At 53.9% G+C, this 22,709-nt stretch carries 25 protein-coding genes; 15 read left to right on the top strand and 10 right to left on the bottom strand.

Annotated features, from left to right (window positions below; translation table 11 throughout):
* The first annotated feature begins 34 nt into the window (after window positions 1–34).
* The gene (locus tag ABJI30_RS06900) at window positions 35–1,867 is read left to right on the top strand and encodes a DUF885 domain-containing protein (protein WP_348016448.1); all 1,833 of its coding nucleotides are present in this window, start codon (window positions 35–37) and stop codon (window positions 1,865–1,867) included.
* 42 nt (window positions 1,868–1,909) lie between these two features.
* Here the strand turns inward: ABJI30_RS06900 and ABJI30_RS06895 are convergent, their stop codons facing one another.
* Both ABJI30_RS06895 and ABJI30_RS06890 read right to left on the bottom strand, forming a co-directional pair.
* On the bottom strand, window positions 1,910–2,398 hold the full coding sequence (locus ABJI30_RS06895; protein ID WP_348016447.1) for a MarR family transcriptional regulator: 489 nt from the start codon (window positions 2,396–2,398) through the stop codon (window positions 1,910–1,912).
* A gap of 10 nt (window positions 2,399–2,408) precedes the next feature.
* Window positions 2,409–3,572, bottom strand: a complete 1,164-nt coding sequence (locus ABJI30_RS06890; protein WP_348016446.1) for a hypothetical protein — start codon at window positions 3,570–3,572, stop codon at window positions 2,409–2,411.
* A gap of 383 nt (window positions 3,573–3,955) precedes the next feature.
* Between ABJI30_RS06890 and ABJI30_RS06885 the strand changes: the two genes are divergently transcribed.
* The gene (locus ABJI30_RS06885; protein WP_348025415.1) at window positions 3,956–4,240 is read left to right on the top strand and encodes a hypothetical protein; all 285 of its coding nucleotides are present in this window, start codon (window positions 3,956–3,958) and stop codon (window positions 4,238–4,240) included.
* A gap of 36 nt (window positions 4,241–4,276) precedes the next feature.
* Here the strand turns inward: ABJI30_RS06885 and ABJI30_RS06880 are convergent, their stop codons facing one another.
* Complete coding sequence (locus tag ABJI30_RS06880) at window positions 4,277–4,666, bottom strand: GAF domain-containing protein (RefSeq protein WP_348016444.1); 390 nt, start codon at window positions 4,664–4,666, stop codon at window positions 4,277–4,279.
* A 195-nt stretch (window positions 4,667–4,861) separates the two neighbouring features.
* Here ABJI30_RS06880 and argE point away from each other — a divergent pair, with 195 nt between their 5' ends.
* From argE to ABJI30_RS06865, 3 genes are all read left to right on the top strand, one after another.
* Window positions 4,862–6,031 (top strand): acetylornithine deacetylase, encoded by a 1,170-nt coding sequence (argE, locus tag ABJI30_RS06875; protein ID WP_348016443.1) that lies wholly within the window; start codon window positions 4,862–4,864, stop codon window positions 6,029–6,031.
* Complete coding sequence (locus ABJI30_RS06870; protein ID WP_348016442.1) at window positions 6,028–6,831, top strand: SDR family oxidoreductase; 804 nt, start codon at window positions 6,028–6,030, stop codon at window positions 6,829–6,831. Before argE ends, ABJI30_RS06870 begins: the two co-directional genes overlap by 4 nt.
* 73 nt (window positions 6,832–6,904) lie before the next feature.
* Window positions 6,905–7,966: a fatty acid desaturase family protein gene (locus ABJI30_RS06865; protein ID WP_348016441.1), complete on the top strand. Its 1,062-nt coding sequence runs from the start codon at window positions 6,905–6,907 to the stop codon at window positions 7,964–7,966.
* Here the strand turns inward: ABJI30_RS06865 and ABJI30_RS06860 are convergent.
* Both ABJI30_RS06860 and ABJI30_RS06855 read right to left on the bottom strand, forming a co-directional pair.
* Window positions 7,963–8,643 carry a cupin domain-containing protein gene (locus ABJI30_RS06860; protein ID WP_348025414.1) on the bottom strand — a complete coding sequence of 227 codons (681 nt, stop codon included), beginning with the start codon at window positions 8,641–8,643 and terminating at the stop codon, window positions 7,963–7,965. The genes ABJI30_RS06865 and ABJI30_RS06860 overlap by 4 nt on opposite strands.
* Window positions 8,644–8,657: 14 nt before the next feature.
* On the bottom strand, window positions 8,658–9,278 hold the full coding sequence (locus ABJI30_RS06855; protein WP_348016439.1) for a glutathione S-transferase: 621 nt from the start codon (window positions 9,276–9,278) through the stop codon (window positions 8,658–8,660).
* Window positions 9,279–9,383: 105 nt separating this feature from the next.
* Between ABJI30_RS06855 and ABJI30_RS06850 the strand changes: the two genes are divergently transcribed.
* Window positions 9,384–9,920, top strand: coding sequence for a TetR/AcrR family transcriptional regulator (locus ABJI30_RS06850; protein ID WP_348016438.1), 537 nt, complete (start codon window positions 9,384–9,386; stop codon window positions 9,918–9,920).
* On the top strand, window positions 9,921–10,883 hold the full coding sequence (locus ABJI30_RS06845) for a YeeE/YedE thiosulfate transporter family protein (RefSeq protein ID WP_348016437.1): 963 nt from the start codon (window positions 9,921–9,923) through the stop codon (window positions 10,881–10,883).
* Here ABJI30_RS06845 and ABJI30_RS06840 read toward each other — a convergent pair.
* Complete coding sequence (locus tag ABJI30_RS06840) at window positions 10,850–11,311, bottom strand: DUF3291 domain-containing protein (protein ID WP_348016436.1); 462 nt, start codon at window positions 11,309–11,311, stop codon at window positions 10,850–10,852. The two genes, ABJI30_RS06845 and ABJI30_RS06840, sit on opposite strands and share 34 nt — an antisense overlap.
* A complete protein-coding gene (locus tag ABJI30_RS06835; protein WP_348016435.1) occupies window positions 11,308–12,930 on the bottom strand; it encodes a lysine--tRNA ligase in 1,623 nt (540 codons plus the stop codon). The genes ABJI30_RS06840 and ABJI30_RS06835 overlap by 4 nt, the downstream gene beginning before the upstream one ends.
* A 54-nt stretch (window positions 12,931–12,984) precedes the next feature.
* Here ABJI30_RS06835 and ABJI30_RS06830 point away from each other — a divergent pair, with 54 nt between their 5' ends.
* From ABJI30_RS06830 to ABJI30_RS06820, 3 genes are read left to right on the top strand one after another with little or no spacing between them, the layout of a single operon-like run.
* Window positions 12,985–13,551 carry an NnrU family protein gene (locus tag ABJI30_RS06830; protein WP_348016434.1) on the top strand — a complete coding sequence of 189 codons (567 nt, stop codon included), beginning with the start codon at window positions 12,985–12,987 and terminating at the stop codon, window positions 13,549–13,551.
* Window positions 13,552–13,562: 11 nt separating this feature from the next.
* Window positions 13,563–16,289, top strand: a complete 2,727-nt coding sequence (locus ABJI30_RS06825; RefSeq protein WP_348016668.1) for an ATP-dependent DNA helicase — start codon at window positions 13,563–13,565, stop codon at window positions 16,287–16,289.
* Window positions 16,286–16,828, top strand: coding sequence for a histidine phosphatase family protein (locus ABJI30_RS06820; RefSeq protein WP_348016433.1), 543 nt, complete (start codon window positions 16,286–16,288; stop codon window positions 16,826–16,828). The genes ABJI30_RS06825 and ABJI30_RS06820 overlap by 4 nt, the downstream gene beginning before the upstream one ends.
* A gap of 4 nt (window positions 16,829–16,832) precedes the next feature.
* Here the strand turns inward: ABJI30_RS06820 and ABJI30_RS06815 are convergent, their stop codons facing one another.
* Window positions 16,833–17,237 (bottom strand): MerR family transcriptional regulator, encoded by a 405-nt coding sequence (locus ABJI30_RS06815; RefSeq protein WP_348016432.1) that lies wholly within the window; start codon window positions 17,235–17,237, stop codon window positions 16,833–16,835.
* Between the two features lie 21 nt (window positions 17,238–17,258).
* Window positions 17,259–17,558 (bottom strand): integration host factor subunit alpha, encoded by a 300-nt coding sequence (locus ABJI30_RS06810; protein ID WP_348016431.1) that lies wholly within the window; start codon window positions 17,556–17,558, stop codon window positions 17,259–17,261.
* 112 nt (window positions 17,559–17,670) lie between these two features.
* Between ABJI30_RS06810 and ABJI30_RS06805 the strand changes: the two genes are divergently transcribed.
* From ABJI30_RS06805 to ABJI30_RS06785, 5 genes are all read left to right on the top strand, one after another.
* A complete protein-coding gene (locus tag ABJI30_RS06805; protein WP_348016430.1) occupies window positions 17,671–18,492 on the top strand; it encodes a thioesterase family protein in 822 nt (273 codons plus the stop codon).
* A gap of 230 nt (window positions 18,493–18,722) precedes the next feature.
* A complete protein-coding gene (locus tag ABJI30_RS06800; protein ID WP_348016429.1) occupies window positions 18,723–19,196 on the top strand; it encodes a hypothetical protein in 474 nt (157 codons plus the stop codon).
* Window positions 19,197–19,267: 71 nt separating this feature from the next.
* On the top strand, window positions 19,268–19,696 hold the full coding sequence (locus tag ABJI30_RS06795; protein WP_348016428.1) for a hypothetical protein: 429 nt from the start codon (window positions 19,268–19,270) through the stop codon (window positions 19,694–19,696).
* Between the two features lie 60 nt (window positions 19,697–19,756).
* Complete coding sequence (locus ABJI30_RS06790; protein ID WP_348025413.1) at window positions 19,757–20,488, top strand: C39 family peptidase; 732 nt, start codon at window positions 19,757–19,759, stop codon at window positions 20,486–20,488.
* 10 nt (window positions 20,489–20,498) lie between these two features.
* On the top strand, window positions 20,499–21,080 hold the full coding sequence (locus ABJI30_RS06785; protein ID WP_348016426.1) for a hypothetical protein: 582 nt from the start codon (window positions 20,499–20,501) through the stop codon (window positions 21,078–21,080).
* 91 nt (window positions 21,081–21,171) lie between these two features.
* Here the strand turns inward: ABJI30_RS06785 and ABJI30_RS06780 are convergent, their stop codons facing one another.
* Window positions 21,172–22,707: a transporter gene (locus ABJI30_RS06780; RefSeq protein ID WP_348016425.1), complete on the bottom strand. Its 1,536-nt coding sequence runs from the start codon at window positions 22,705–22,707 to the stop codon at window positions 21,172–21,174.
* Window positions 22,708–22,709 lie beyond the last annotated feature (2 nt).

Genomic DNA, 22,709 nt, shown 5'->3' with positions numbered 1-22,709 from the left:
GCCAACCACAACAGTTATCAAGTCAGGACATATCATGATTCACAAGTCACTCATCCTTCTGGCCGGAACAAGCCTCATCGCGACCGGCTCCCTTGCATTTGCCAATAGCAGCTCGGCCGTCGCCGAAGATGTGCAGTCCGAGGCTTCCGAGAAAGCCATGACCGAGGGCGAAAAGATGAAAGCGCTTTTTACGGCCAGTGATGAAGATAATCTGCGTCGCAATCCGATCAATGGTATTTTCCGCGGAGATTTGCGTTATGCTGATCAATTTGGTGACTATATTACCGACGAATATAATGCCGGAGAGAAAGCGGCACACGAGAAAGAACTGGCCCAACTGCGTCAAATCGATCGCAGCAAACTGAGCGCCACTGACAAGATTGCCTATGACGTGTTCGAACGGAACAAAAAACGCGCACTGGTTGGCTTTTCCAAAGAGATCCTCGACCTCAGCAATCCTCGTCCCGTCAACCATTTCAGCGGTTTTCACACATTCTATCCCAATTTTGCGTCGGGCAAGGGTGGTGCACCGTTCAAAACCCTGGCGGATTATGAGAATAACCTGAAACGCCATAAAGGTTATATTGTCCTCGGCGATCGCGCGATTGAACGGTTCCGGGAAGGTATGGAAAGCGGCGTATTTGAAACCAAGCTTACGATTGCCAACGTGATCGAACAGCTGGCCACTCAAAACGCTCAGAGCATGGAAGAGACGCCGTTTATGGGTCCCGTCCGGAATTTCCCGGAGGACTTTTCTGATGCGGACAAGAAACGCCTGACCGCCGAATATGAGGCCATCACAAAAGAAATTTTTGCCAGCAATCAGCGGATGCATGATTTTCTGAAAAACGAATATCTCGCAGTGGCTCGAGAAGAAGTCGGACTCAGCGCGATGAAGGGCGGCGCGTTATTTTATGACTATTTGATCGAAGGCACGACGACGCTACCCCTCAAGGCAGATGCCGTTCATCAGCTGGGCGTCAGCGAAGTTGCCCGGATCAAGACCGAGATGGAAGCGATCAAGGTCGAAGTCGGTTTTGAAGGAAGCCTGTCCGAGTTTTTCGACCATCTGCGCACGGATCCCAAATTCCAGCCAAAATCTCGTGAGGCCTTGACTCAAGGCTATTATGATCTGGGCAAAAAAGTTGATGCACGGATTAGTGAACAGTTCAAGGTCTTGCCAAAATCTCCGCTGGAAATTCGTCCTTATGACGAATCGATTGAAAAGTTTCAGGCAGGCGGATCCTATCAAAGCGGAACACCCGACGGATCACGTCCCGGTGTATTCTATTTTAACGCTTATGATCTTCCTTCCCGCAATACCTCGGGTATGACGACTTTGTATCTCCATGAAGGCGCACCAGGCCACCATTTCCAGATTTCTCTGGCACAGGAAAATGAAAGCTTGCCCAACTTCATGCGCTTCGGCGGCAATACCGCATATGTCGAAGGCTGGGCGCTCTATTCCGAGAAGCTCGGCTTCCCGATGGAATTGTTTGACGATCCCTATCAGCGCTTTGGCCACCTGGATGACGAGATGCTGCGCGCGATGCGGCTGGTTGTTGATACCGGCTTGCACAGCAAAGGCTGGAGCCGCGAAAAAGCGATCCAGTTCATGCTGGACAATAGCAGCATGGGCAAGACCGATGCGACGGCTGAAGTCGAACGCTATATCGCCATTCCGTCACAGGCTCTCGCGTACAAGATTGGCGCCCTGACCATTCAGCGTCTGAAGAAGAAATCACAGGAGGCTCTCGGCGACCGCTTTGATCCGCGCGAATTCCATGATCAGGTTCTGAACACCGGCGCATTGCCGATGACAGTTCTCGAAAAGAAGATCGACGACTGGATTATAGCCAGCAAATAGCGGGAGCAGAAGCTAGAGTGAGCAAGAGCCGCTTGCAACAAGTCAATCACGCATTTCGTCGAGATATTTTCTTATTCTGGACAGTTCCGGCAAGATATTCTGCCAGACCGCGAGGGGCATGTCAGAGCGTACTTGTTTGATCATTGGTGCGAGTTGATCGGTTGCTGACTTGCGCATCTCGATGCCCGCCTCCGTTACACAGACACGCCGGGTTCGCCGATCATCCGGATCATGTTCGAGCGTCACCAACCCCTTGTCTTCCAGCTTGCGAACAGTGGAGGACATGGTCGGTTGGGTGACTTGAATCGCACTCGCCAGTTCGCTGATGGTTTGCTGTACATCCAGACGCAATAGATGGTTGAGAACGGTAAACTGCGCGACCGTCATATCGTCCGGCATTCGCGCCTGAAACATGTTCTGGCTCAGCTGGTTGATAATGCCGATCTCGGTCAACACCGCAAACTCAATCGTGTCTTCAACCTGGCCGGTCGTCACTGTCACCGCATTGGAGGAAGGTTTGTTTGTGGACATGACCTGTTGCTTACACGTCGATGATGAGCGATTCCAGTGGCCAGCGAGGTGACGGTGCCGGGCGCTCGGCATAGCCAAAGCGAAACAGGCCTTGTACGCGCGCAGGAATGGCGATTTCTACTTGCTCATGCAGTGCATCATATAGTTTTTCCATCTCCGGAAATTCCTGCAAAATCTGACTGACGGGATGCATGGCGATTCCCAGGGCTGTGGCCGCCTGGTTGATACGCACCCACGCCATGCCCGTCGCCAGCTGTTCGCTCCGGCTGTTGCCTTGCGAAGACAGCCAGCCAAAGCTGTGGGTATTGGCCAGCATATCCCGGTAGATGCTAATCCCGGTTTCGTAAGCAGTACTGCCTTTTTCGGCCAGCTGATCGCGGGAGATAATACCGCCCAGATACATGGCTTCCATCATCGGGCCATCCAGATCGATACCGTCTGGGCTGGCGTTGATCTCTGACGCTCCAATCCGCATCAGATCAACACTCTCCCGCTGCGTGCGAGGTGTAAAATATTCGACCTCCCAGGCTTTCCAGGTCAAATCCCGGAACACAGCTGCGCGGTCGGCTTCACTGGAAGTTTCGAGACTGATTCTGCCATCAGCGCGATTGCCCATTGCCATCGCGTGCAGTCTGGCAAAGCTCTCGTCATCTACGGGTCGACTGCCGAATGGCTCCTTGGTGCTCCGCCGTTCCAGTACGGTTCCAAACAGAGGATCAACTACCACCTTTTGATCCTCGGACAGCTTCACTCTCGCCAGAGGTCGTTCGTCCAGAACGGGATATGCTTCGCCTTTCGGAAAGGGCGTAATGTCTGCCCGAAATCCTTTTTCTGCAGCAGCCTGTCGGAACAATTCCAGAAACGTGCCGAAACCGATGGTGATCTGGCGATTGGGCGGGTCGGTATGCGGCAACCGTTTATCAAGATCGCAGAACAATTCGAAACTGTCCGTCCCTTCAAGACGAACCTGCCACGGCTGGCGATTGTGGGGGTTGGGAGCCAGCAGGGCATATGCCAGCGCATCGAGACGCGGATCTCCGAAACTTTGGCCAGCCTGAGCCCATGGTTCTCTGGCCTTTGCGGCAGAACGGGTCAGAGCGTAACCAGACACGCCTCCCCCAATGAGAAGCAACGATGCTCCTCCGGTTACGAGCAGCTGTCTTCGCGATACCATGTTCAATCTCCATATATATCTTATATATAGATATCTATGTTTATTGATGCCCAGAGTCAACGAAGCACTGTTGCTCCATTCATTTTCGGCGGGCTGGATCCGCCCTATTACCCAAAACGGACAAAAATGATTCAACTCGTCTTAATGTTGGGGCGACACATCCGTCTCCACTATGCGCCAATCGAGAAACCTACCTATAGGTCGGCCTTCGCTTCAGGCTTGGTTTTCTGCGGGTTTTTATCCGTCAAACAGCCAGGAACAGGGCCCGGTTAGTCTGTAGCGAGGTCCAATCGTTAACACTTTTTTAACTTTTCCGGTTAATAAAGGTTAACGAAATCAAAGCGAGTGGGGCATACTTAATTTGATCTGGTCTGCGATAGAAAATGACTTGTGCTTACCCCCCCGAAGCCACCCTGTCCTCAGCAGAACGCTGTGTTCTTGGTACGCTCAATCAAGTTTGGCCATCGGCTGCAACCATGACGCCGGATGTTTTTGACTGCGAAACCCCGCAGGACAATCAGGCATCATTTGTGAACACCGTCCAGAATCTGAGCGACAATGGCATGATCCTGTATGAGGCCTTTCTCGCGGGTTCTACGTCCGAACCACGTTTTCTCGACACGATGATTACAGCGCGCGGAAAGGCTGCATTGCAATCCGGCGGTTAATTGGCCTGTATTGAACCGGAAAAGTTGCTGGACGAACTAGTTATGCGCGACCGCTGTCGCCAGGGCTGCGACATGTTTGAGCAAGCCCAATTGATCGTCACTTAGCTCCCGGGATTGATCGTCCGCACAGGCAACCATACCGATTGTTGATCCGTCTCCGTTCCGCAATGGGATCGCAGCATAGAGGCCGAGATGTTGGGCAACGGCTGTTCGTGGGTTACCGAGTTGCTCGATATCAATATCGCTATGCTCCGTCGCCCAGGCCTTGTCACAAGCTACAACATGACGGGCAACTGTCTGGACGTCGCCGCCAGGCGCATCCTCCGCGTCAAAAACTGTAATGGAAGCGACCGGAGCAGCCGTCAGTTTCGCAGCCAGACGTGCCAGCATGTCGAGGTCATCGGCGATGGAATCTTGCTTGTTCATATACTCGTGAACCCTTTGGCCTGAGAGACCATTACACCAATTTAATAAACATCTCGTTAACCATAAGTTCATATTGCCCTAGCCACAAACCAGTCACGATCCAAGAGCTGCGTTGTAACGCGATGTAAAACACTTGATTCTCAACGTGTTTTTTGCGGCGATTGCTTTTTCCTCAACTGACTCTAAGGCGTCTACATGACGAAAATGCTTACCAAAAGCGCTTTGGCGCTGTTCGATTCGTTGATCGCATTCGACACAACTTCGCGAAACAGCAACCTGAAACTCATCGAATGGATCGAGTCCTATCTGGACGGCCATGGCGTCAGCTCGCATCGTGTCGCCAGTCCGGATGGCAGCAAGGCGAGCCTCCATGCAAGCATCGGACCTGCTGTTGAAGGCGGAATCATCCTGTCCGGCCACAGCGATGTCGTCCCGGTCGATGGTCAGAACTGGTCGAGCGATCCATTTGCGGTAACCCGGCGCGGCGATCGGCTATACGGACGCGGCACATGTGACATGAAAGGCTTCATCGCACTCGCGCTTGCAGGGGTCCCATTGTTCAAGGACGGAAAACGCCCTGTGCATCTGGCGATCAGCTATGACGAAGAAGTCGGTTGTCTCGGGGCACCGGCGCTGATCGCGGACATCGCATCCCAACTGCCCACCCCGGCAATGGCTATTGTTGGCGAGCCGACAATGATGAAAGTCGTAACCGGGCACAAGGGCATAACCGTCCACACGGTCGAGGTTCTCGGACATGAGGCCCATAGCAGCCTGACTCATCTGGGCGTATCCGCCAACATGATTGCTGTTGAGCTGATGCATGATCTGGCCGAGCTGGCGCGGACACTATGGGAGCAAGCAGATCCGGAATCTCCCTTTGTACCGCCGCACGCAACTCTGACAATCGGAGAAATGCAGGGTGGCACCGCCGCTAACATACTTGCCCGCAACGCAAGCTTCGTCTTTGATTTGCGCTGCCCGCCCAGTGTCGATCCTGACGCCGTACTGGCCCCGTTCAAATCGAAAATCGGCTTGCTCGATCAGCAATTGAAAAACAGCTTTCCGGATACCGGCATCACCATCAACCAGCTTTCCAACGCTCCGCCACTCAGCCCGCAGGGGTTGGAAGACGCAGAAGCTTTTGTCCGCAAGCTGACGGGAGACAACAGTCCAGCCGGTGCTGTCGCCTATGCTGCTGAAGCCGGCCAGTTCCGGCAGGCAGGTTTCCCAACCGTAATTTGCGGACCAGGGTCAATTGAACAAGCGCATCAACCGGATGAATATATCGCGGTCGAACAATTTGAACGTGGCGCATTATTTATGGAGAGACTGGCAGAGGAATTGAAAGTAGAACACAAATGACCGACTGGGTAAAATACCGCGATCGCAGCGTCATGATCACCGGGGCCGGCGATGGTATTGGCAAGATGCTCGCCGAAAAACTCGCAGCCATGGGCATGCGGGTTTGCGTCCAGGATATTCGGATAGATGCTGCCGAAAATGTGGCGCATGCCATCGGCGACGACGCCTTTGCAATGGCCTTTGACATTAGTGACAGGGATGCCGTCGTCGCTGCAGCTTCCAAATTTGAGAAGCAGCATGGCAATCTTGCGATGCTTTGGATCAATGCCGGTGTCGGTGTGGGCGCATCCATGCTGGAAGGCAAACCGGATCAGGTGCGCTGGGCCTATGACGTCAATGTGCTGGGCGCGATCTGGACCGCACAATGCTTCGTTCCCCTGCTCGACAAAGGCGGCCATGTCGGGATCACAGCCTCGACTGCCGCCCTGCGCCGACCCGATGGTGACTTTCCGTTATATGCGGCGACCAAGCACGGAACGATGGCAGTCGCCGAAGCCCTGTCCGGTGAACTGGAATCACGCGGCATGGAAACCACGATTTTGTGCCCCGGTTTGCTCAATACTGAAATCTGGGATGGTGCCAAGGCTCGTCCCGATCGATTTGGTGGAGAACGGCGAATGGACCCGAAAATCGCGGATGTATGGCGTAACGCCAAACACCCGGGAGCCATGTGGTCGCATATCGAACGCGTGGTTCTGAGCGGTGGCGGTATACTGACTTGCGCAACTGATAATGGCGATACCCGCAAGGCCGCAGCAGACCGATTCGCTGGTTTTGACGAAGGGCTGGTGGAAATCTGAACCGCCGCTACGGCATCCACCATATTTGTAAAACCCCGGAAAATGGCTATATTGCGTGCCAGAAGGAGCAGATATGCCCGCCGTAAGAGCCGCTCGGCCTCTGGATATATTTAACCGCGATGACTGGACGCGGCTGACCCGTATCTCACGGTGGAGAAGTATCTGGTTAACGATCCATGCGTGGGCCATTGTCGCAATTGTCTGCGGCGGAACGGCGCTTGCCTGGGAATCGAATTGGCTGATTGGCCTGATAGCCACTCCATTCGCGATTGCGATTGTCGGTGGCAGACAGCTTGGACTTTCGATTTTGATGCATGAAGGTGCCCACGGCCTGCTCCACCCCAATCGCAAGATCAATAATTTTGTCGGCCAATGGCTGACCGGGGCCGCGACCGGCAGCGATTTGCACAGCTATCGCACTTACCATCTGACCCATCATAAATTTACCCAGCAACCGGAAGATCCCGACCTTGGCCTGTCCCGACCATTTCCAACGACCAAGGCCAGCATGAAACGCAAGGTCATTCGCGATCTGACGGGGCAGACATTCCTCAAGCAGCGCAGCAATCAGTTCGGCGTCGCGTGGAAGGGATTGAAAGCCATGCGGAGCAATCAGACCGACAAAATCAGCTTGCAGAAACGCGATACGACGGCCGGAACACCATTTAACCGCAATGGAGCAGCTGGCGTCGCTGCGCCCGTCACCAATCTTGACGGCGCAAAACGGACCACGCGGACCGTAGGTCGTTTTCTACTGATACAATTGTCCGTTATGATGATCAGCTTGCTAACGATCGGGATCGGGCCCTTTCTGATATGGCTCGCCGCACTGGCAACTACATTCCAGCTTTTTCTTCGCATCCGCAATATTGCGGAACATGCCTGCACGACAACCGGCGGCGATGATCCCTTCACTCACGCCCGGACGACCTACGCGAATTTCTTCGAACGCCTGACTGTCGCGCCCTATTGGGTCAACTATCACGCTGAACATCATCTGTTCATGGGCCTGCCCTGCTATCATCTCCAAGAGGCGCACCAGTTGCTCAAGACCGGTGGCATGGAAAACCGGATGACAATATCATCAGGCTATGCGGACCTACTAAAGACAGTCACTCAGCCCGCCGCGAGCTAGGCGACAAACTTTCCCAATTTGTCTGATGTCAGATGCCCGGTCTTGGTCCAGGCCAGACAGCCTTTCTCACTAAAAGGGGCATGCGTCCAGCCGGGCGGAGTCCGCTCCCAGGTTCCTGCCGGATATTCACCAAACTCATCCGCCAGGCTTCCTTCCAATATATAGCTTTCACTGCCGCCTTGGTGGACATGTTCGGGATAACTGCTGCCCGGCGCCCAGCGGACGATCTTGACTTCTTCACCCGCAAACCGGTGCAGCCAGGCAAATTCGACGCCCGGTGTCCCGCTGTCCACAAATTCGAGATCGGCAATATCGAGCGAGAACTGTTTGCTATCCGCCGCATCAAACTGATGTAATTTCACCAGGATTGTACAACCGTTCTTGCTATGTGGCTTGTGTCCGGTGCCGATCGGGTTCCGTACATAAGTACCGGCAGGGTAATCTCCGTGTTCGTCGGAAAATATACCGTCGACAACAATGAATTCCTCACCTCCGCTGTGGACATGCGGATCAAAGTAGCTTCCCGGCGCATAGCGTACCAGAGATGTCGCACGCGCAACCTCACCGCCGACGCGGTCGAGCATTTTTCGCTCGACCCCAGGCAGCGGCGAGGGCACCCAGGTCATGTCTTCGGGGTGAAGAATGACCGGCTTGTCAAAATCTGCATTGATCCGCATCTGCTCTTCTCCGTTCAGGCCCCAAGGCTCGGGCGAGCTTCTACCCGTGCGCGCCATTCTGCAAGATGATTACATGTTTCAGGCATGTCCACACCGGCAAAGTCGGCAAAGCTCAATCCCGCCGCGGCTGTGATATCTGCAACCGAAAAATCCGTTCCCGCGAGATATGGACGCGAGGCCAGAACTTCGTCGAGATAGTGCATCGTTTCGACTGCACGCTCGCGCTGATGCTCCCCCCATTCGGGACATTGATATGTTTCGATATCAGGACCGAGGCCCTCGGTAGCGTGATGAAAATAGGTGCCGACGGCATCAAGCAAACCGGCTTCGGCCCGCTTTTGCATCATCCCGATCACGGCACGCGCCTTTGGCGTTTTCCCGGTTAACTCCTGTTCACCGGTCAGAGCATCAAGATATTCCGTGATCGCGGTGCATTCGGAAATCGTCGTGCCGTCTTGCAGTTCCAGAACCGGAACCGCAGCCGACGGATTTTTGGCCAGAAATTCCGGCTTGCGATGTTCGCCCGCCGGTACATTGACAGAGATAAACTCGACATCCTCAAACAAACCTTTCTCCTTGAGCGCGATACGCACGCGAGCCGGGTTCGGGAAACCTTCAAAATCATAAATTTTCATCTTGCTGTCCTTTCAATATTACTGACCTATCGTTAGGTAGGTAGCGTTGAAATTCGCATTGATCAACCCCTATCTTGTGATAGGTGAGATTTTGACGGAGACACAATGACGCAATCGACACGGGATCAGATTCTGGACTTGGCCGAACATGGCTATCGTAAGGGCGGGTTCGCCAGCCTGAGTTATCGGGATATTGCAGCGAAGCTTGGCATCAAGAGCGCTTCCGTTCACTATCATTTTGCCCACAAGGAAGATCTCGGAAAAGCTGTGGTCGAACGCTACACCGCGAACATCATCAAGGCGCTGGGTGCTCCGGATGAACCTGGCGTTTCTCCGGAGAAACGATTGCAGCGACTCGCGAGTACCTATCGTGCCGCATATGCCGAAGCCGATAGCAGCTGCCTGTGTGCCGTTCTGGGATCGGTCAGCCCGGACCTGCCCCAATCGGTGCAACAATCCATTCTGGGCTTCTTCAAACAGATACTGAACTGGACTGAAACAGCTACCCAGGGTTCATCCGGTTTCGGCAGCGCACACATCATTTCGGCCCTGCAAGGTGCCATGATATTGTCCGTTGCCACCGGCGATGGCAGCTATCTGGATCGCGTCGCAAATGAACTGATCGCACAGGGCGTTCGTTAAGTGCCCTCATTTTATGTCATTCCCCTGGCATTCATTCTCGGCTTTGCTCTTGGACGAGCCGCAACCTGCACGGTCGCCGCGACGGAACGCTGGATCATTCAGGGCAAAACCGACTGGCTTTTTGGTTTGCTGGTCGTCGCCAGCTGGGCGGGGCTGGTCCTGTTTATGCTGGTGGCCTATTTCGGACGAGCCCATATCCCGCTTGATATCGAGATTTCAGGACAGCTGTTTTTTGGTGCGGCATTGATGGGGCTCGGCGCAATGGTCAATCGTGGCTGTTTTGTCGGCACGGTGGGCTATATCGGGACGGGTAAATTCAGCTACGTTCTCAGCTTTGTCGGCTTGGGAATAGCGCTATGGCTGGCCCGCAGTGATGTCCTCGATCTTTTTGGACCGGTAGAATTTCTTCCGCGCACCAGTGTGGATGAAAGTATCGCAAAACAGATAACACTGATTTGTTTCTCGGTCATCGCTCTGGCCAGTCTCTGGTTAATCTTCGTCAAACGCAAAATGGCCTATCTCGCACTCGTCGCGATCGGCATCAGTGCAGCCACAATCTATGGGACCCGTCCGGAATGGGCCTATGCCGCTTTGCTGAACAGTTTCATCCAGGGTCAGGGCCTGTCAGTCGGCAAAACCATAGAACTGGCGGTTGTTGCACTCTTTGCCGGCGCAATTTTTTCAAGCTGGCTCAAGGATCGGTTCAAACCACAACTCGGAAGCTGGAAATTCGCACTCGCCAATCTGACGGGCGGATTTCTGATGGGTATTGGCGCCAGCGCTGTCCCCGGCGGCAATGATGTTCTTTTGATGTGGACGATCCCGGGGCTCACGCTTTACGGCGTTGTTGCCTATCTGACGATGATCGCCGCGATCGCGCTGACGATGTTGTTTGGCAAACATGTGATGCCTGCTGTCAGTGCAAGATTTCAGTCCGCATCCGGCGGAGAAAATATCTCCTGAAAAGTGAATGATTTTGCGGTGGGGCCATGTTTCTCGAGGAACCGCACGCGCGCCAGAGCCTCCGCAGGATCCGGTATGTGTCCTTCGTTGATCCACCACAGAGCAAGACGGGAATCGGCCTTGTCGAACCAGTTTTCCTTTTTCCGCAAGACCGCTACGTGATCGGTTTGCCGATAAGCGAAATTTCGCAATGATTCGACATCTTCCCAGACGGAAAGATTTACGATCAGGTCCGGATTGATACCGGTGCCCAGCGGTATGTCTGTGGCATTGCCGCTTTCACTTTGCAGCCGCCAGACAAAGCCAGGGGACGCATCTGCAGCGGCATTAACCCGGTCAAGCGCATCCATGAAATCCTGATTGACCGGATCGTCCTTGGCCTGTCGGAAAATGGCAACATTGACCTGTGCCAGCTGATAACCACTCATCCCAAAGCTTCAGCGATCAGCTTGCGCGTATTGGAGACGCCATAAAGCGCAATAAAGCTGCCCATGCGCGGCCCCTGATCACTGCCGAGGAGCGTTTCGTACAAGGCCTTGAACCAGTCGCGAAGATTGTCAAAACCGCCTTCCTTGCCGATCGTATAGACAATTGTCTGAATATCTTCAGCCGCAACGTCCTCGGGCAAATCAGCCAATTGACTGTCCAGTCGTTCCAGAGCGGCGACTTCGACGCCTGCCGGTTTGCGCCGCTGGAGGGTCGGCGCAATGAAATCCTTGTGATAGGCCATTGCGTTGCCAATCAATTCATCCAGATCAGGATATTTTTCAGGTGTCGCATCAGGCGCATACTGCCGTAAATAGCTCCAGATCTGTTCTCGATCCGCATCGCCCATAACACCGACCAGATTGAGCAGCAGACCAAATGTCACCGGAATGGTTTCGGTTGGCACTGCGCCATTGTGGACATGATGGACCGCATTGCCCAATCGCTTGTCAGGCGTCTGGTCATGCCAGTTGGATCGGAACTGGAAATATTCATCCACTGCTTTTGGGATCACTCCCATGTGCAACTGCTTGGCGGATTTGGGTTCGCGAAAAATATAGAACGCCAGACTGTTTTCCGATCCATAGCGGAGCCACTCATCCAAACTCAGACCGTTGCCCTTGGACTTGGAGATCTTCTCGCCTTTTTCATCGAGAAACATTTCATAAATCAGGCCTTCGGGCTTGCGTGCGCCCAGTACCTTGGCGATTTTGCCAGACTGTACCCCGCTGTCGGTAAGATCTTTGCCATACATTTCATAATCGACACCCAATGCCGTCCAGCGCATCGCCCAGTCGACTTTCCACTGCAACTTGGCTCCACCGGACAGAATGGACTGCTCGAGTATTTCACCGTCATCCTCGAAACGGATCATGCCTGTTTCCGGATCAACCACCTCGACGGGTACCTGCAATACATGCCCTGTCTTGGGGCTGATTGGCATGACAGGTGAATAGGTTGCCTGCCGCTCCTTGCCGAGAGTAGGCAACATGATATCCATGATCTGCTGATAGCGGGCAAGAACCAGTTTCAGCGTCGAATCAAAAGCACCGCTTTGATATTGCTCGGTGGACGACTTGAATTCATAATCAAATCCGAACTGATCGAGAAAATCACGAAGCATCGCATTGTTATGTGCAGCAAAGCTATCAAATTTCTCGAACGGGTCCGGAACCTGGGTCAGCGGCTTGTGCAAATGTTCGGCCAGCATTTCCTGGTTGGGAACATTGGTCGGAACTTTGCGAAAGCCATCCATATCGTCGGAAAAAGCGATCAGACGCGTGGGGTTTCCGGTCAGCGTTTCATAGGCATGCCGAACCATCGTTGTTCGGAGAACCTCGTTGAAGGTCCCGATATGCGGCAATCCCGAGGGGCCATATCCCGTTTCAAATAACATGGGTTCACCGCCGGGTTTGGGTGCCGGAGCGCCTCGCTCGCCGCGATAACGTTTCAGCAATCTGCGGGCTTCTTCAAATGGCCATGCTTTGGATTGCGTTGCGGCTTCTCGATAATCAGTCACTGACTTGTCCCATAAACTATTTAAGGCTGGTTTTGCGCCCATACCGGCACTAGCCTGTATAGCAATATTGAAAAGGACAAAAGCAGGAGATTTCACATGGGTGCATTGATCGCAGGCGTATTGCTCTGGAGCATCGTTCATCTCACAAAATCCATCACCCCTGGATTGCGGTCCGTGATTCGTCAGAGGCTCGGCGCGGGACCACATCAGGGATTGGTCGCGTTACTTGTCCTCGGGTCGGTAGGGCTGATGATTTACGGCTGGCGTTCGGCCATTCCGGAATTTGTTTACGATGCACCCGGCTGGGGCCGACATCTCAACATGCTTTTGATGCTGATCGCAATCTATCTGTTCGGCGTGGCGCAAGGTAAATCGCGGATCAAGCAAATCATTCGGCACCCAATGCTCACAGGCATGTTTCTCTGGGCTTTGGGACATGTGCTGGCCAATGGGGACAGCCGCTCTGTCGTGCTGTTTGGCGGCCTGGGACTATGGGCGCTGATTTCTATATTCACTGTTTCCCGCAATGAAGGGACATGGATCAAACCTGAAGAAGTTCCGAGCCTCGGGCGCGAAGCATTGAGCGTTGTTATCGCAATTGTTTTGTATGGACTATTATTCGCTAGCCATCGCTGGTTCGCGGGAGTTCCGCTGGTCGGTTAAAGACGGTGGACCTGCCTCCCTATCCTTCCCTGCACGCCAGTCACAGCGGTATCTGGATTTCCGGAACAGATGGATCAACCCAAGCGATCAGTAAAGGCCAAGCCATCGGCCGTGTTTCGGAAACGCCGCATATTCTTCTGAATGCGCCTTTAATGGGGCAGCGGCTCGGCTATCCCGACCTGTCCGGCCTCGATTTGCTCGAACTGTTCGCTTTCATGTATCCGGCCCGCTTTGTTGTACCGACGCCGGCTGGCCTCGCGAAAACCCTTGGTTTGAAGAAGCCTGAAGAAGAAGCCGCTGTTGGCCGACTTTACCGGGAAGCAGCCTGGAAAATGCTGAACGGTCTGCAAGCGGATGACTGGATCGAAAAGGAAGGCGCCTGGAGCAGCGCACAAGCTCTGCATAGATTGCGCTGGCCCTGGGCTGGAGAATTGTCAAATCGTTTGCAAAAACCGGACGAACCGGAGCGCTGGCTGTTTTCGAAGCTTGTCGAATGGGAGGAAGAGGCTCCCCGCCCTGCTCCGAAATCAGTTATACTGGATAATGCACACACACTCGAAAAGCTGAATATCCTCACGGGCGAAGGATCAGAAGAACGTCTCGGTCAAAAAAACTATGCCACCGCGGTAGCCGAGATATTCAATCCGCGCCGGATCAAAGGCGCGCCGAACATGTTGCTTGCGGAGGCCGGAACGGGGATCGGCAAAACTCTGGGTTATCTGGCACCCGCGTCCCTGTGGTCGGCAACCGCCGGTGGAGCTGTCTGGATCTCGACCTTCACCAAAGCGTTGCAACGTCAGCTCGATCGCGAGACACGGCGCATTTACCCCGACGAACAAACTTTCCGAAAGAAAGTCGTTGTTCGAAAAGGCCGGGAAAATTACCTCTGTCTGCTCAATCTGGAAGACGCACTTCAAGGCGGCTTTACCGGGCGTGCTGCCATATTGGCGCATCTCGTGGCGCGTTGGGCAGCCTATAGCAAGGACGGAGACATGATCGGGGGGGATCTCCCCGGCTGGCTGACAACATTGTTTCGTCGCAATGGAACGACTGCACTGACAGATCGCCGCGGAGAATGTGTTTATGCGGGCTGCCCCCATTTTCGGAAATGCTTTATCGAGAAATCCAGTCGTGCGAGCCAGCAAGCGGATATCGTTATCGCCAATCATGCCCTGGTCATGGTCAACGCCGCGCGCGGACGAGAAAAGCAAAATGCGCCGACACGCCTGATATTTGACGAAGGCCACCATTTGTTTGATGCAGCAGACTCCATGTTCGCTGCGCGTTTGAGCGGACAGGAAGCCATTGAAATCCGGCGTTGGGTGATTGGTCCCGAAAGTCGAAATCGTGGACGTCGTCGCGGACTGGCGGCACGGCTGGCGGATGTCGCGTCCTATGACGAAGAAGGTGGCCGCGCGATCGAAAGCGCGCGCCATGCCGCCGAAGCTCTGCCCGGGGAAGCCTGGCTCACGCGCCTTTCTGAAAGAGAGCCCTTCGGTCCGGTCGAAGCTTTGCTCGCCGAAGTCCGAAACATGGTTTTTGCGCGAGATGAAAGCCAGAGCGCGGATGCCGGCTATGGGCTGGAAACGGAATTAAATGATGTCGAAGGCCCGCTGATCGACGCAGTCGCTAATGCCGCCGAGGCCATTGATGCTTTGCTCCGTCCTCTGGTCCGCCTCGGGCAAAGAATGGAACATCTGATTGAAGAAGGTCCGGACTGGATGGATGCTCCGGCACGCGCAAGAATGGAAGGGGCGCTTTCCAGTCTGAGTTGGCGCTGTGACACGTTGTCGGGGTGGCTGGCACTGCTGTCCCGCATAGGCGGACCAGCTGATCCCGATTTTGTCGACTGGCTGATGATCGATCGATTTGAAGGTCGCGAATATGATATCGGAATTTGTCGTCACTGGCTGGATCCGACGATTCCGGTAACGGAAACCGTCACCAAACAGGCTCACGGAGTCATGGTGACTTCCGCAACCCTGAGAGGCGGTGGAAACTGGGAGACAGCGCGTGCACGCAGCGGTGCCGTACATCTGGAACACGCACCGATGGAGTTTGAAGTACCCAGTCCGTTCAACTATCCTGAACAATCAAAGGTGATCGTTGTCACTGACGTAAAGCGAGGGGACATGCCCGCACTAGCAGGGGCTTATGCCCAGTTGATCGAAGCTTCCGGCGGCGGGACGCTCGGCCTGTTCACCGCTATTCGCAGACTGAGAACGGTTTACGCTCGTATTGCAGACCGCATGGCACGCAGCGGGTTACCTATCTACGCGCAGCATGTTGACCCCATAGATACGGGGACTCTAGTCGATATTTTCCGGGATGATCCCAAAGCCAGTCTGCTGGGCACCGATGCCTTGCGGGATGGCGTGGACGTGCCGGGCAACAGTCTGCGGCTTGTGGTGATGGAATCCGTGCCCTGGCCGCGTCCCGATATTCTGCATCGGGCACGAAAACTGGCCGGCGGAGGAAGTGCGTATGACGACCGGATTATCCGGGCCCGCCTTGCGCAAGCCTTTGGCCGTATCATTCGACGCGCGGATGACCAGGGTCATTTTGTGATTCTCTCATCCGCCTTTCCATCGCGTCTTTTTTCGGCTTTTCCCGATGGCACTCCCATAGAACGCATGCCGCTCAACGATGCGATTACCGAAATCAAGGCTGCAAAAACACAAACAGTACGATCCGGTCTTCCCCGTGACATATCTTTCGGGCATGAGAGCCAGATATGAAAAAACTCACCTTATTGCGGCACGCCAAATCGAGCTGGGATGATACCGTCACCCGCGATTTTGATCGGCCGTTGAATGACAAAGGAAAACGTGCGGCAACAGCCATCGGCACGTTTGTAAAACGCGAAAAGCTCAAGTTTGATCTGGTACTGGCGTCTCCGGCGACAAGAGTGATTGAAACACTCGAACAATTCGAAGAAGCCAGCGGACTGGCTCTGGAACCGGAATGGGACCGCAGGATTTATCTGGCATCTTCGGTGACTTTGCTCGATGTAATCCGCGGCGCAGATGCGGCTGTCGACCATGTTTTAATGGTGGGCCACAATCCGGGTCTGGAAGACCTTGTTTTTGATATCGTCCCGGATGACGGATCGTCACAGGCGCGCGATGAAGTCGAAACGAAATACCCTACGGCAGCATTGGCCGAGCTCAACCTCGCCATTGAAGATTGGGAAAGCATTTCAGATAATTGCGGATCGCTCGAACGATTTACCCGGCCGCGCGATCTCGATCCGTCTCTGGGTCCGGATTACAACTAAGGGTTCAAGATTCGTTCAAGGCACTCGAGAGGCGATTGCGAATATTCTTCAACTCGGCCACGATCAATCCCGTGTCTTCACCCGTCGAGCCGGCCAATGGAATCGCAGATTTCGTCAATGTGTCCGCGACATTTTCGGCATGTGCTGATGATTTTGATTTTTGCGACGTCAAATATTTGCGTGCGCCCTTGATGGTATAGCCCTCTTCATTCAACAGACGATTGATGAGCGTGACCATCTTGACATCATCCGGCCGGTAATGCCGACGGGAACCCGCGCGTTTCAGCGGCTGGAGCATCGCAAACTGGTCTTCCCAATAGCGCAGGATATGTGCCTTGATTCCGAGTTCTTTCGATAGCTCGCCGATGGTGCGGAAAGCATCGCGGTCCTTGGACGTTTCAGTTGCCATTTTCGTGCCTGACCCGATCGACTAACCGGCCGCGATAATGCGGTCACGCATCGTCTGGCTCGCACGAAAGGTCAGTACCCGGCGAGGTGCAATGGGAACTTCCACGCCGGTTTTTGGATTGCGACCAGTACGCTCGCCCTTGTCGCGCAGGACAAATGTACCAAATCCCGAAATCTTCACATTCTCGCCGCCAACCAGCGCGTCGATCATGAAATCCAGAATGGATTCGACCATAACCGCGCTGTCCGCCCGTGACAGGCCAACTTGACGGTTCATCGTGTCGGAAAGATCCGCGCGCGTAAGTGTACTATTGTAGCTCATACCAATATCTCCCAATAAGAGATTGAAAATCTTGACGATAACATAGCGCAAGGTGGCGAATTTGTAAATCTTAACAGTGGATTTCCACCAATTTGCACGATAAGCGGTGCGAATGACGGTATCAAATAGCGACAGGCTCGAAACAGCGGCCAATTCAGACAGTTCACTGGCTGAATTGTTGAATCAATGCGGCAAAGGCGGAGATGCCAATCCCGTGGAGGTCCCGCAGGGCTGGACCCAGGGCCGTACTGCCTTTGGCGGTCTGTCCTCCGCAATTGCCTATCATGCCGCAAGCCATATTGAACCGAACTTGCCCGGCCTGCGATCCGCACAAATAGCGTTTACCGGCCCTTTGTTCGGTACCCTTACCGCCCAGACCGAGATGTTGCGCAGAGGACGCAGCACCGCCTTTGTCCAGTCTGATCTCCATGGAGAAAAAGGCCTGGGATTGCACTGCAACTTTATCTTTGCGGCTACCCGAGAAACTGAAATCACCACTTCAGACATGACGAAACCGGATTTCCCGGCCACGCCTGATCAGGAAGAATTGCACAGTGGACCGGCGCAATTCTTTACGTCAAAAATGGAATTTGTCGGCAAACGGATCGACACAAGCCAGAAAACAAATCGCCTCACCCGCTGGATGCGACTCAAGGATCGTGACGGGCTTGATCCGGTGGCAGAATTATTATGTATGGGCGATGCCCTGCCTCCTTCCATCATGGGGCTGCTCGACAAAAATGCGATGGTCAGTTCGATGAACTGGCAGGTCAATATTATCGCTGATGAAATATCGACACGGGACGGCTGGTGGTTGATTGATTCCAAAACCCATCATGCCGATCATGGTGCCAGCAGCCAATATATGGCGATCTGGAACAGCGATCAGCAGTTGATGGCAACCGGCATGCAAAGCGTTGCTTACTACGCCTGATTTCGGAATGCGTTAACCGCGCGCGCACATTATCCGGCTCCGGACGCACGGAACAATCTCGCTCGGATTTTAAAAAAATATTCGTTTCAATTGCCTTATCGCAACAACCGATATCGCGACTCATCCTAACAGGGTCAGGCCGCAATGTGCGGCACATAACAGGGCCTCTTAACCCCCTTCCTTGTTTGGTCAGGGAAATTGAGACGCCTAATATCCTAAGGAGAATGACGATGAAAATGACAAAACTGCTGGCGGCTTCTTCCGCTGTTGTTGCTCTGGCTCTTGGCGCTCCTGCCATGGCCCAGCAAGCACAAGATAATGACAATAACACAACCGGTGCTGCTGGCGACAACAGCGACACGATTGTGGTCAACGATCTGCTTGATGTATATCTGCAAGCGCAGAACAACTCGCAGGACAATGACACGCTCACTGTCGGCGATGTAAACAGCAACAACACCGCCAATACCATCACGGCGACGCAATTGCTGCTTGCTGTCAACACCAACTCCAACATGGAGGAAGTGGTCGACATGAACACCGACGATAACGGCGACAACAACCACAATAGCGGCGACAACTATGTCCGCGGAAGTGCGTTCGCTGCCTATGCCGGTATTCTGGATCAGTCTTTCAGCAGTGGCACAAATTCCAACGCCCAGTCTGCAAGCAATATTGCTGCACAAGGCACGATTACGTTCTGACTGTAAAAGGCGGGGCCGGTTCGGCAAGATTGTGCCGGCCCCTCCACCCTTCATGATCCGGAGTGAGAATAATGAGAAAATATCTTTTGGCACTGATGACAGGCGCGGTTGCATCAAGCGCTTCAATCACTGCAGCACAAACCTCAACGGAACTTACCGCACCGGATATTACCGCTGCAGCGCAGTCAACGGTAGTACAACCCGAATCCAGTTCCGAAAATGATGCAGTGACACCCGCAGCATCCGATCTGCTTTCCTCCGTCCTGTCGCCTGAAGAGCTGAACAGAATGAGCAGTGGCAACCAGATCGCGATCAACACTCAATCGCTCATTGCCGAAAATACCGGCAACACCATCAACGGCGACTATACCGCCGGAGATGTCAGTTTTGACGGCGATGCCTTTTCCGGCTTCAGCGGCCTGGGGAATATTGTCGTCAATACTGGTGCCCAGTCCTCATTGCAGGCGGGAATGAGTATAACGATCAATATCAGCGAGTAGGCCGGAACAGTGAACCAGCCAATTCCATATGCAAACCCCATCCCCTCGTTTAGACATGTGTTGAAGAGTGGTGTGCTGGCTCTTGTCGGCCTGACGGTTTTCCCGACCACGTCTGCCAATGCAGAAGTGCGTTTGGGCCGGGAAGCAACCGGCGGTGACTACTCGGTAAGTGTAATGACCTGGCGGGATATTCCCTTTCGTTCGGTCATCCGCCAGCGCTATGATTTCAGCTGCGGGTCGGCAGCTGTCGCCACGTTGCTGACTTATCATTATGATCGCCCCACCGTCGAACGCACGCCATTCAAGGCAATGTGGGAGCTTGGCGACCGGGAAGTTATTCGCAAAGTCGGTTTTTCGATGCTGGACATGCGCAATTACCTGGAATCCATAGGATATCGTGCAGAGGGGTTCCAGTTGAAACCGGAGCAATTGTTTCAGGTCAAACGCCCTGTAATTGTGCTTCTGAATCTCAAGGGGTTTAAGCATTTTGTGGTGGTGAAAGGGCAGACCAAAGATCAGGTGCTGGTCGGCGATTCCGCGCTCGGGTTAAACAAATATTCGACAAAGGACTTCAACAAATACTGGAACGGGGTCGCACTCGCCATCGTTGACGGCCCGATCAAGAAGCGACCGGTCTACAATCAGGCCGGAGACTGGAGTCCCTGGGCAAAAGCACCGACAGCCCAAATCTCGACCATGACCGAAATTGGCGATCTAACAACACACCTTCCCCCCCTGTATCAGATAACGCCCGAGTTTCTGCTCGATGTGCGCGTTGGTACTGTAAGATGAGAGATGAACAATGAAGATGTCTTCCCGAATTTTGGCTCCTTTCGCAACAATCGCGATTATCTGGCCCCAGGCCGCTCAGTCGGAACCCCCATCGGCGGCCGATCTGCCCGCACTTGTTTCAGACGAAGAACTGGACAAGCTGCGTGGCGGATTTAGATTCTCCGGCCTCGACATCAATTTCGGCGCCGATATCCGAACCTATGTAAACGGCGATTTGATGCTTCAGACAGTGCTGAACTGGACAGACAATGGACCGGAGACAATCCAGTCCGTCGCAGCCGGATTAACTCCGGTTGACGCCGCGGCGTTGCAAAACGGCGTCTTTTCCAATGGCAACATCCGCATGAAAATCGGTGACACGCCGGTTTATCTTTTGAACGATGGCAAAACAGCCATCGCGCATGGCACTACCAATGGCTTGCAAAACATGCTGATCAACACCGCCAATGGCTTCAACAGCATCCAGGAAGTCGATGCGACCCTGGGGCTTTCCGGATATCAGGATTTCAATGCCGATCTGATGCGCGAACGTCTGGGGAGCGCACTGGGTGATGCTCTGACGCAAGGTGCGATAGCCGCTCTCGGAAACTAGTTACTCCCAGGTCCCCCCACAGGACCTTCCCTCACAGGGAAACCGCCGCAGTTCACATGAACCGCGGCGGTATTTTTATGTGCCAACAGGATTAGAACCGAAACGGAATACGCATCGTGATACCGACATCCGGAGCGTCTTCGGTTACCCCGAATTTGAAACCGAGGCTCAACGACTGCCGTTCGCTCAGACGATAGGACATTCCAAAGTTCAACGAACCGACCTGGATGTCATTGCTTTCCTGCAAGGTCGTCCCAAGCTCGGTTTTGGTCGAGAAAATATAATTGTGCCCATAACCAAGGGAAAAGGAGAAGCGGGGATTGAGCGCGAAGCCAAAGCCGACATTGGCGTTGATGGCATCGCCAGGATCAACTTTTCCGATAAAGACCTCTCCGACGACGCGGTCAATGTTCCGTTCAATATTCCACAGATATCCAACACCGCCATAAATTACGACAGGGTCTGATGGCAGCAAGAAACTCATGCTGGGCTGCAAACCCCAGAAACCGGATCCCGTAGCCAGCCCGGTCGCAACCCCAAATGAATCAAACGGAATCTCATAGGGACTGACCCCGGTATCTGTTTTTACCCGCAGGCCGGCTACCCAGATCGGATTTTGACCTTTCGGTTCGTTCAATTGATAGCGAAGGGAAAACTCGGCATCGCCAATGTCAGTCGCGTTGAGGCCAATTTCCCGGACAATCTGATCTTCGCGCTGTTGGACAACCTGAATACGGTCCTTGCGGTAAAGCACCGGAATCCGGCCTTCGATTTCGAGCCGCCGGGTTAATCCATAACGCATGGCAAATGTTCCGATGATCGTATCCCGATCCGCATCGCTCGCTTCAATCGCTCCAATCTGAATTCCCGGAATCAATTCTATTCCCCGAAACACCAGCCGGTTAGTCGACGATCGCGTATATTCGATGGAAGGGTCAATTACGAATTGACCTTTGGGCGTCAATACGCCTTGCCCTTCGGGCACGGCTTCAACCTTCTGTTCGATGTTCTGAGCTTCAGGCGGCGCTTCACCAACCGGTGCGTCAGGCAAGTCCGATCCACTGTCCGGATTTTGTCCCGGCTGAACAGCGGTATTGGAAAGCTGCTCCCGTTGAATCCCCGCTCCCCGCAATCGTGACATGACATATGGAGACGTGACCTGGGGCGTAGCGGCACGGATGAGGTCATTGTGCAATTCCAGTTGTCTGATTTTATTGCTCTGACTTTTGATAAGTGCGTTCTGACCCGCAATCAGGCGTTTTTGCTCAGCCAGTTCAGATCGGATCGCTACCAGCGCGCCCAATATGTCGGCCGAACCGGATTCCGCTACTTTGCTGGCTGCCTCAATCTGCTTTTCGGGCGCTTGCGCCGTCGGCAAAACGGATCTGCTTTCCAGCGCTTCATGCTCAGGTTTCAGATCATTGTTGTCGGTGCGCAAAGCACGCAGATTTGCTAGTATTCTTGCGGTTTCAGTTGCCGCCTCCTCCGGTGTCAGCTTTGGTCCGGCCTCAACAGCGGCACGATTTGGGTCATTTGAATTTGCTTCAGCTTGTGCCGGCTGTGCAACCAGCACAACAGCTGGCAGCGCTAATATGCAGGCATGTGAATTGGGGGTTTTGAAAGTCATTT

Source organism: Parasphingorhabdus sp. (assembly GCF_039968395.1).
Taxonomy (GTDB): domain Bacteria; phylum Pseudomonadota; class Alphaproteobacteria; order Sphingomonadales; family Sphingomonadaceae; genus Parasphingorhabdus.
This window is presented reverse-complemented; position numbering and strand designations above follow the sequence as displayed.

Bases quoted from the DNA above. Each gene is read 5' to 3' on its own strand.
- ABJI30_RS06900 (WP_348016448.1), top strand. From the start codon at position 35: ATGATTCACAAGTCACTCATCCTTCTGGCCGGAACAAGCCTCATCGCG.
- ABJI30_RS06895 (WP_348016447.1), bottom strand. From the start codon at position 2,398: ATGTCCACAAACAAACCTTCCTCCAATGCGGTGACAGTGACGACCGGC.
- ABJI30_RS06890 (WP_348016446.1), bottom strand. From the start codon at position 3,572: ATGGTATCGCGAAGACAGCTGCTCGTAACCGGAGGAGCATCGTTGCTT.
- ABJI30_RS06885 (WP_348025415.1), top strand. From the start codon at position 3,956: ATGACTTGTGCTTACCCCCCCGAAGCCACCCTGTCCTCAGCAGAACGC.
- ABJI30_RS06880 (WP_348016444.1), bottom strand. From the start codon at position 4,666: ATGAACAAGCAAGATTCCATCGCCGATGACCTCGACATGCTGGCACGT.
- argE (WP_348016443.1), top strand. From the start codon at position 4,862: ATGACGAAAATGCTTACCAAAAGCGCTTTGGCGCTGTTCGATTCGTTG.
- ABJI30_RS06870 (WP_348016442.1), top strand. From the start codon at position 6,028: ATGACCGACTGGGTAAAATACCGCGATCGCAGCGTCATGATCACCGGG.
- ABJI30_RS06865 (WP_348016441.1), top strand. From the start codon at position 6,905: ATGCCCGCCGTAAGAGCCGCTCGGCCTCTGGATATATTTAACCGCGAT.
- ABJI30_RS06860 (WP_348025414.1), bottom strand. From the start codon at position 8,643: ATGCGGATCAATGCAGATTTTGACAAGCCGGTCATTCTTCACCCCGAA.
- ABJI30_RS06855 (WP_348016439.1), bottom strand. From the start codon at position 9,278: ATGAAAATTTATGATTTTGAAGGTTTCCCGAACCCGGCTCGCGTGCGT.
- ABJI30_RS06850 (WP_348016438.1), top strand. From the start codon at position 9,384: ATGACGCAATCGACACGGGATCAGATTCTGGACTTGGCCGAACATGGC.
- ABJI30_RS06840 (WP_348016436.1), bottom strand. From the start codon at position 11,311: ATGAGTGGTTATCAGCTGGCACAGGTCAATGTTGCCATTTTCCGACAG.
- ABJI30_RS06835 (WP_348016435.1), bottom strand. From the start codon at position 12,930: ATGGGCGCAAAACCAGCCTTAAATAGTTTATGGGACAAGTCAGTGACT.
- ABJI30_RS06830 (WP_348016434.1), top strand. From the start codon at position 12,985: ATGGGTGCATTGATCGCAGGCGTATTGCTCTGGAGCATCGTTCATCTC.
- ABJI30_RS06820 (WP_348016433.1), top strand. From the start codon at position 16,286: ATGAAAAAACTCACCTTATTGCGGCACGCCAAATCGAGCTGGGATGAT.
- ABJI30_RS06815 (WP_348016432.1), bottom strand. From the start codon at position 17,237: ATGGCAACTGAAACGTCCAAGGACCGCGATGCTTTCCGCACCATCGGC.
- ABJI30_RS06810 (WP_348016431.1), bottom strand. From the start codon at position 17,558: ATGAGCTACAATAGTACACTTACGCGCGCGGATCTTTCCGACACGATG.
- ABJI30_RS06805 (WP_348016430.1), top strand. From the start codon at position 17,671: ATGACGGTATCAAATAGCGACAGGCTCGAAACAGCGGCCAATTCAGAC.
- ABJI30_RS06800 (WP_348016429.1), top strand. From the start codon at position 18,723: ATGAAAATGACAAAACTGCTGGCGGCTTCTTCCGCTGTTGTTGCTCTG.
- ABJI30_RS06795 (WP_348016428.1), top strand. From the start codon at position 19,268: ATGAGAAAATATCTTTTGGCACTGATGACAGGCGCGGTTGCATCAAGC.
- ABJI30_RS06785 (WP_348016426.1), top strand. From the start codon at position 20,499: ATGAAGATGTCTTCCCGAATTTTGGCTCCTTTCGCAACAATCGCGATT.
- ABJI30_RS06780 (WP_348016425.1), bottom strand. From the start codon at position 22,707: ATGACTTTCAAAACCCCCAATTCACATGCCTGCATATTAGCGCTGCCA.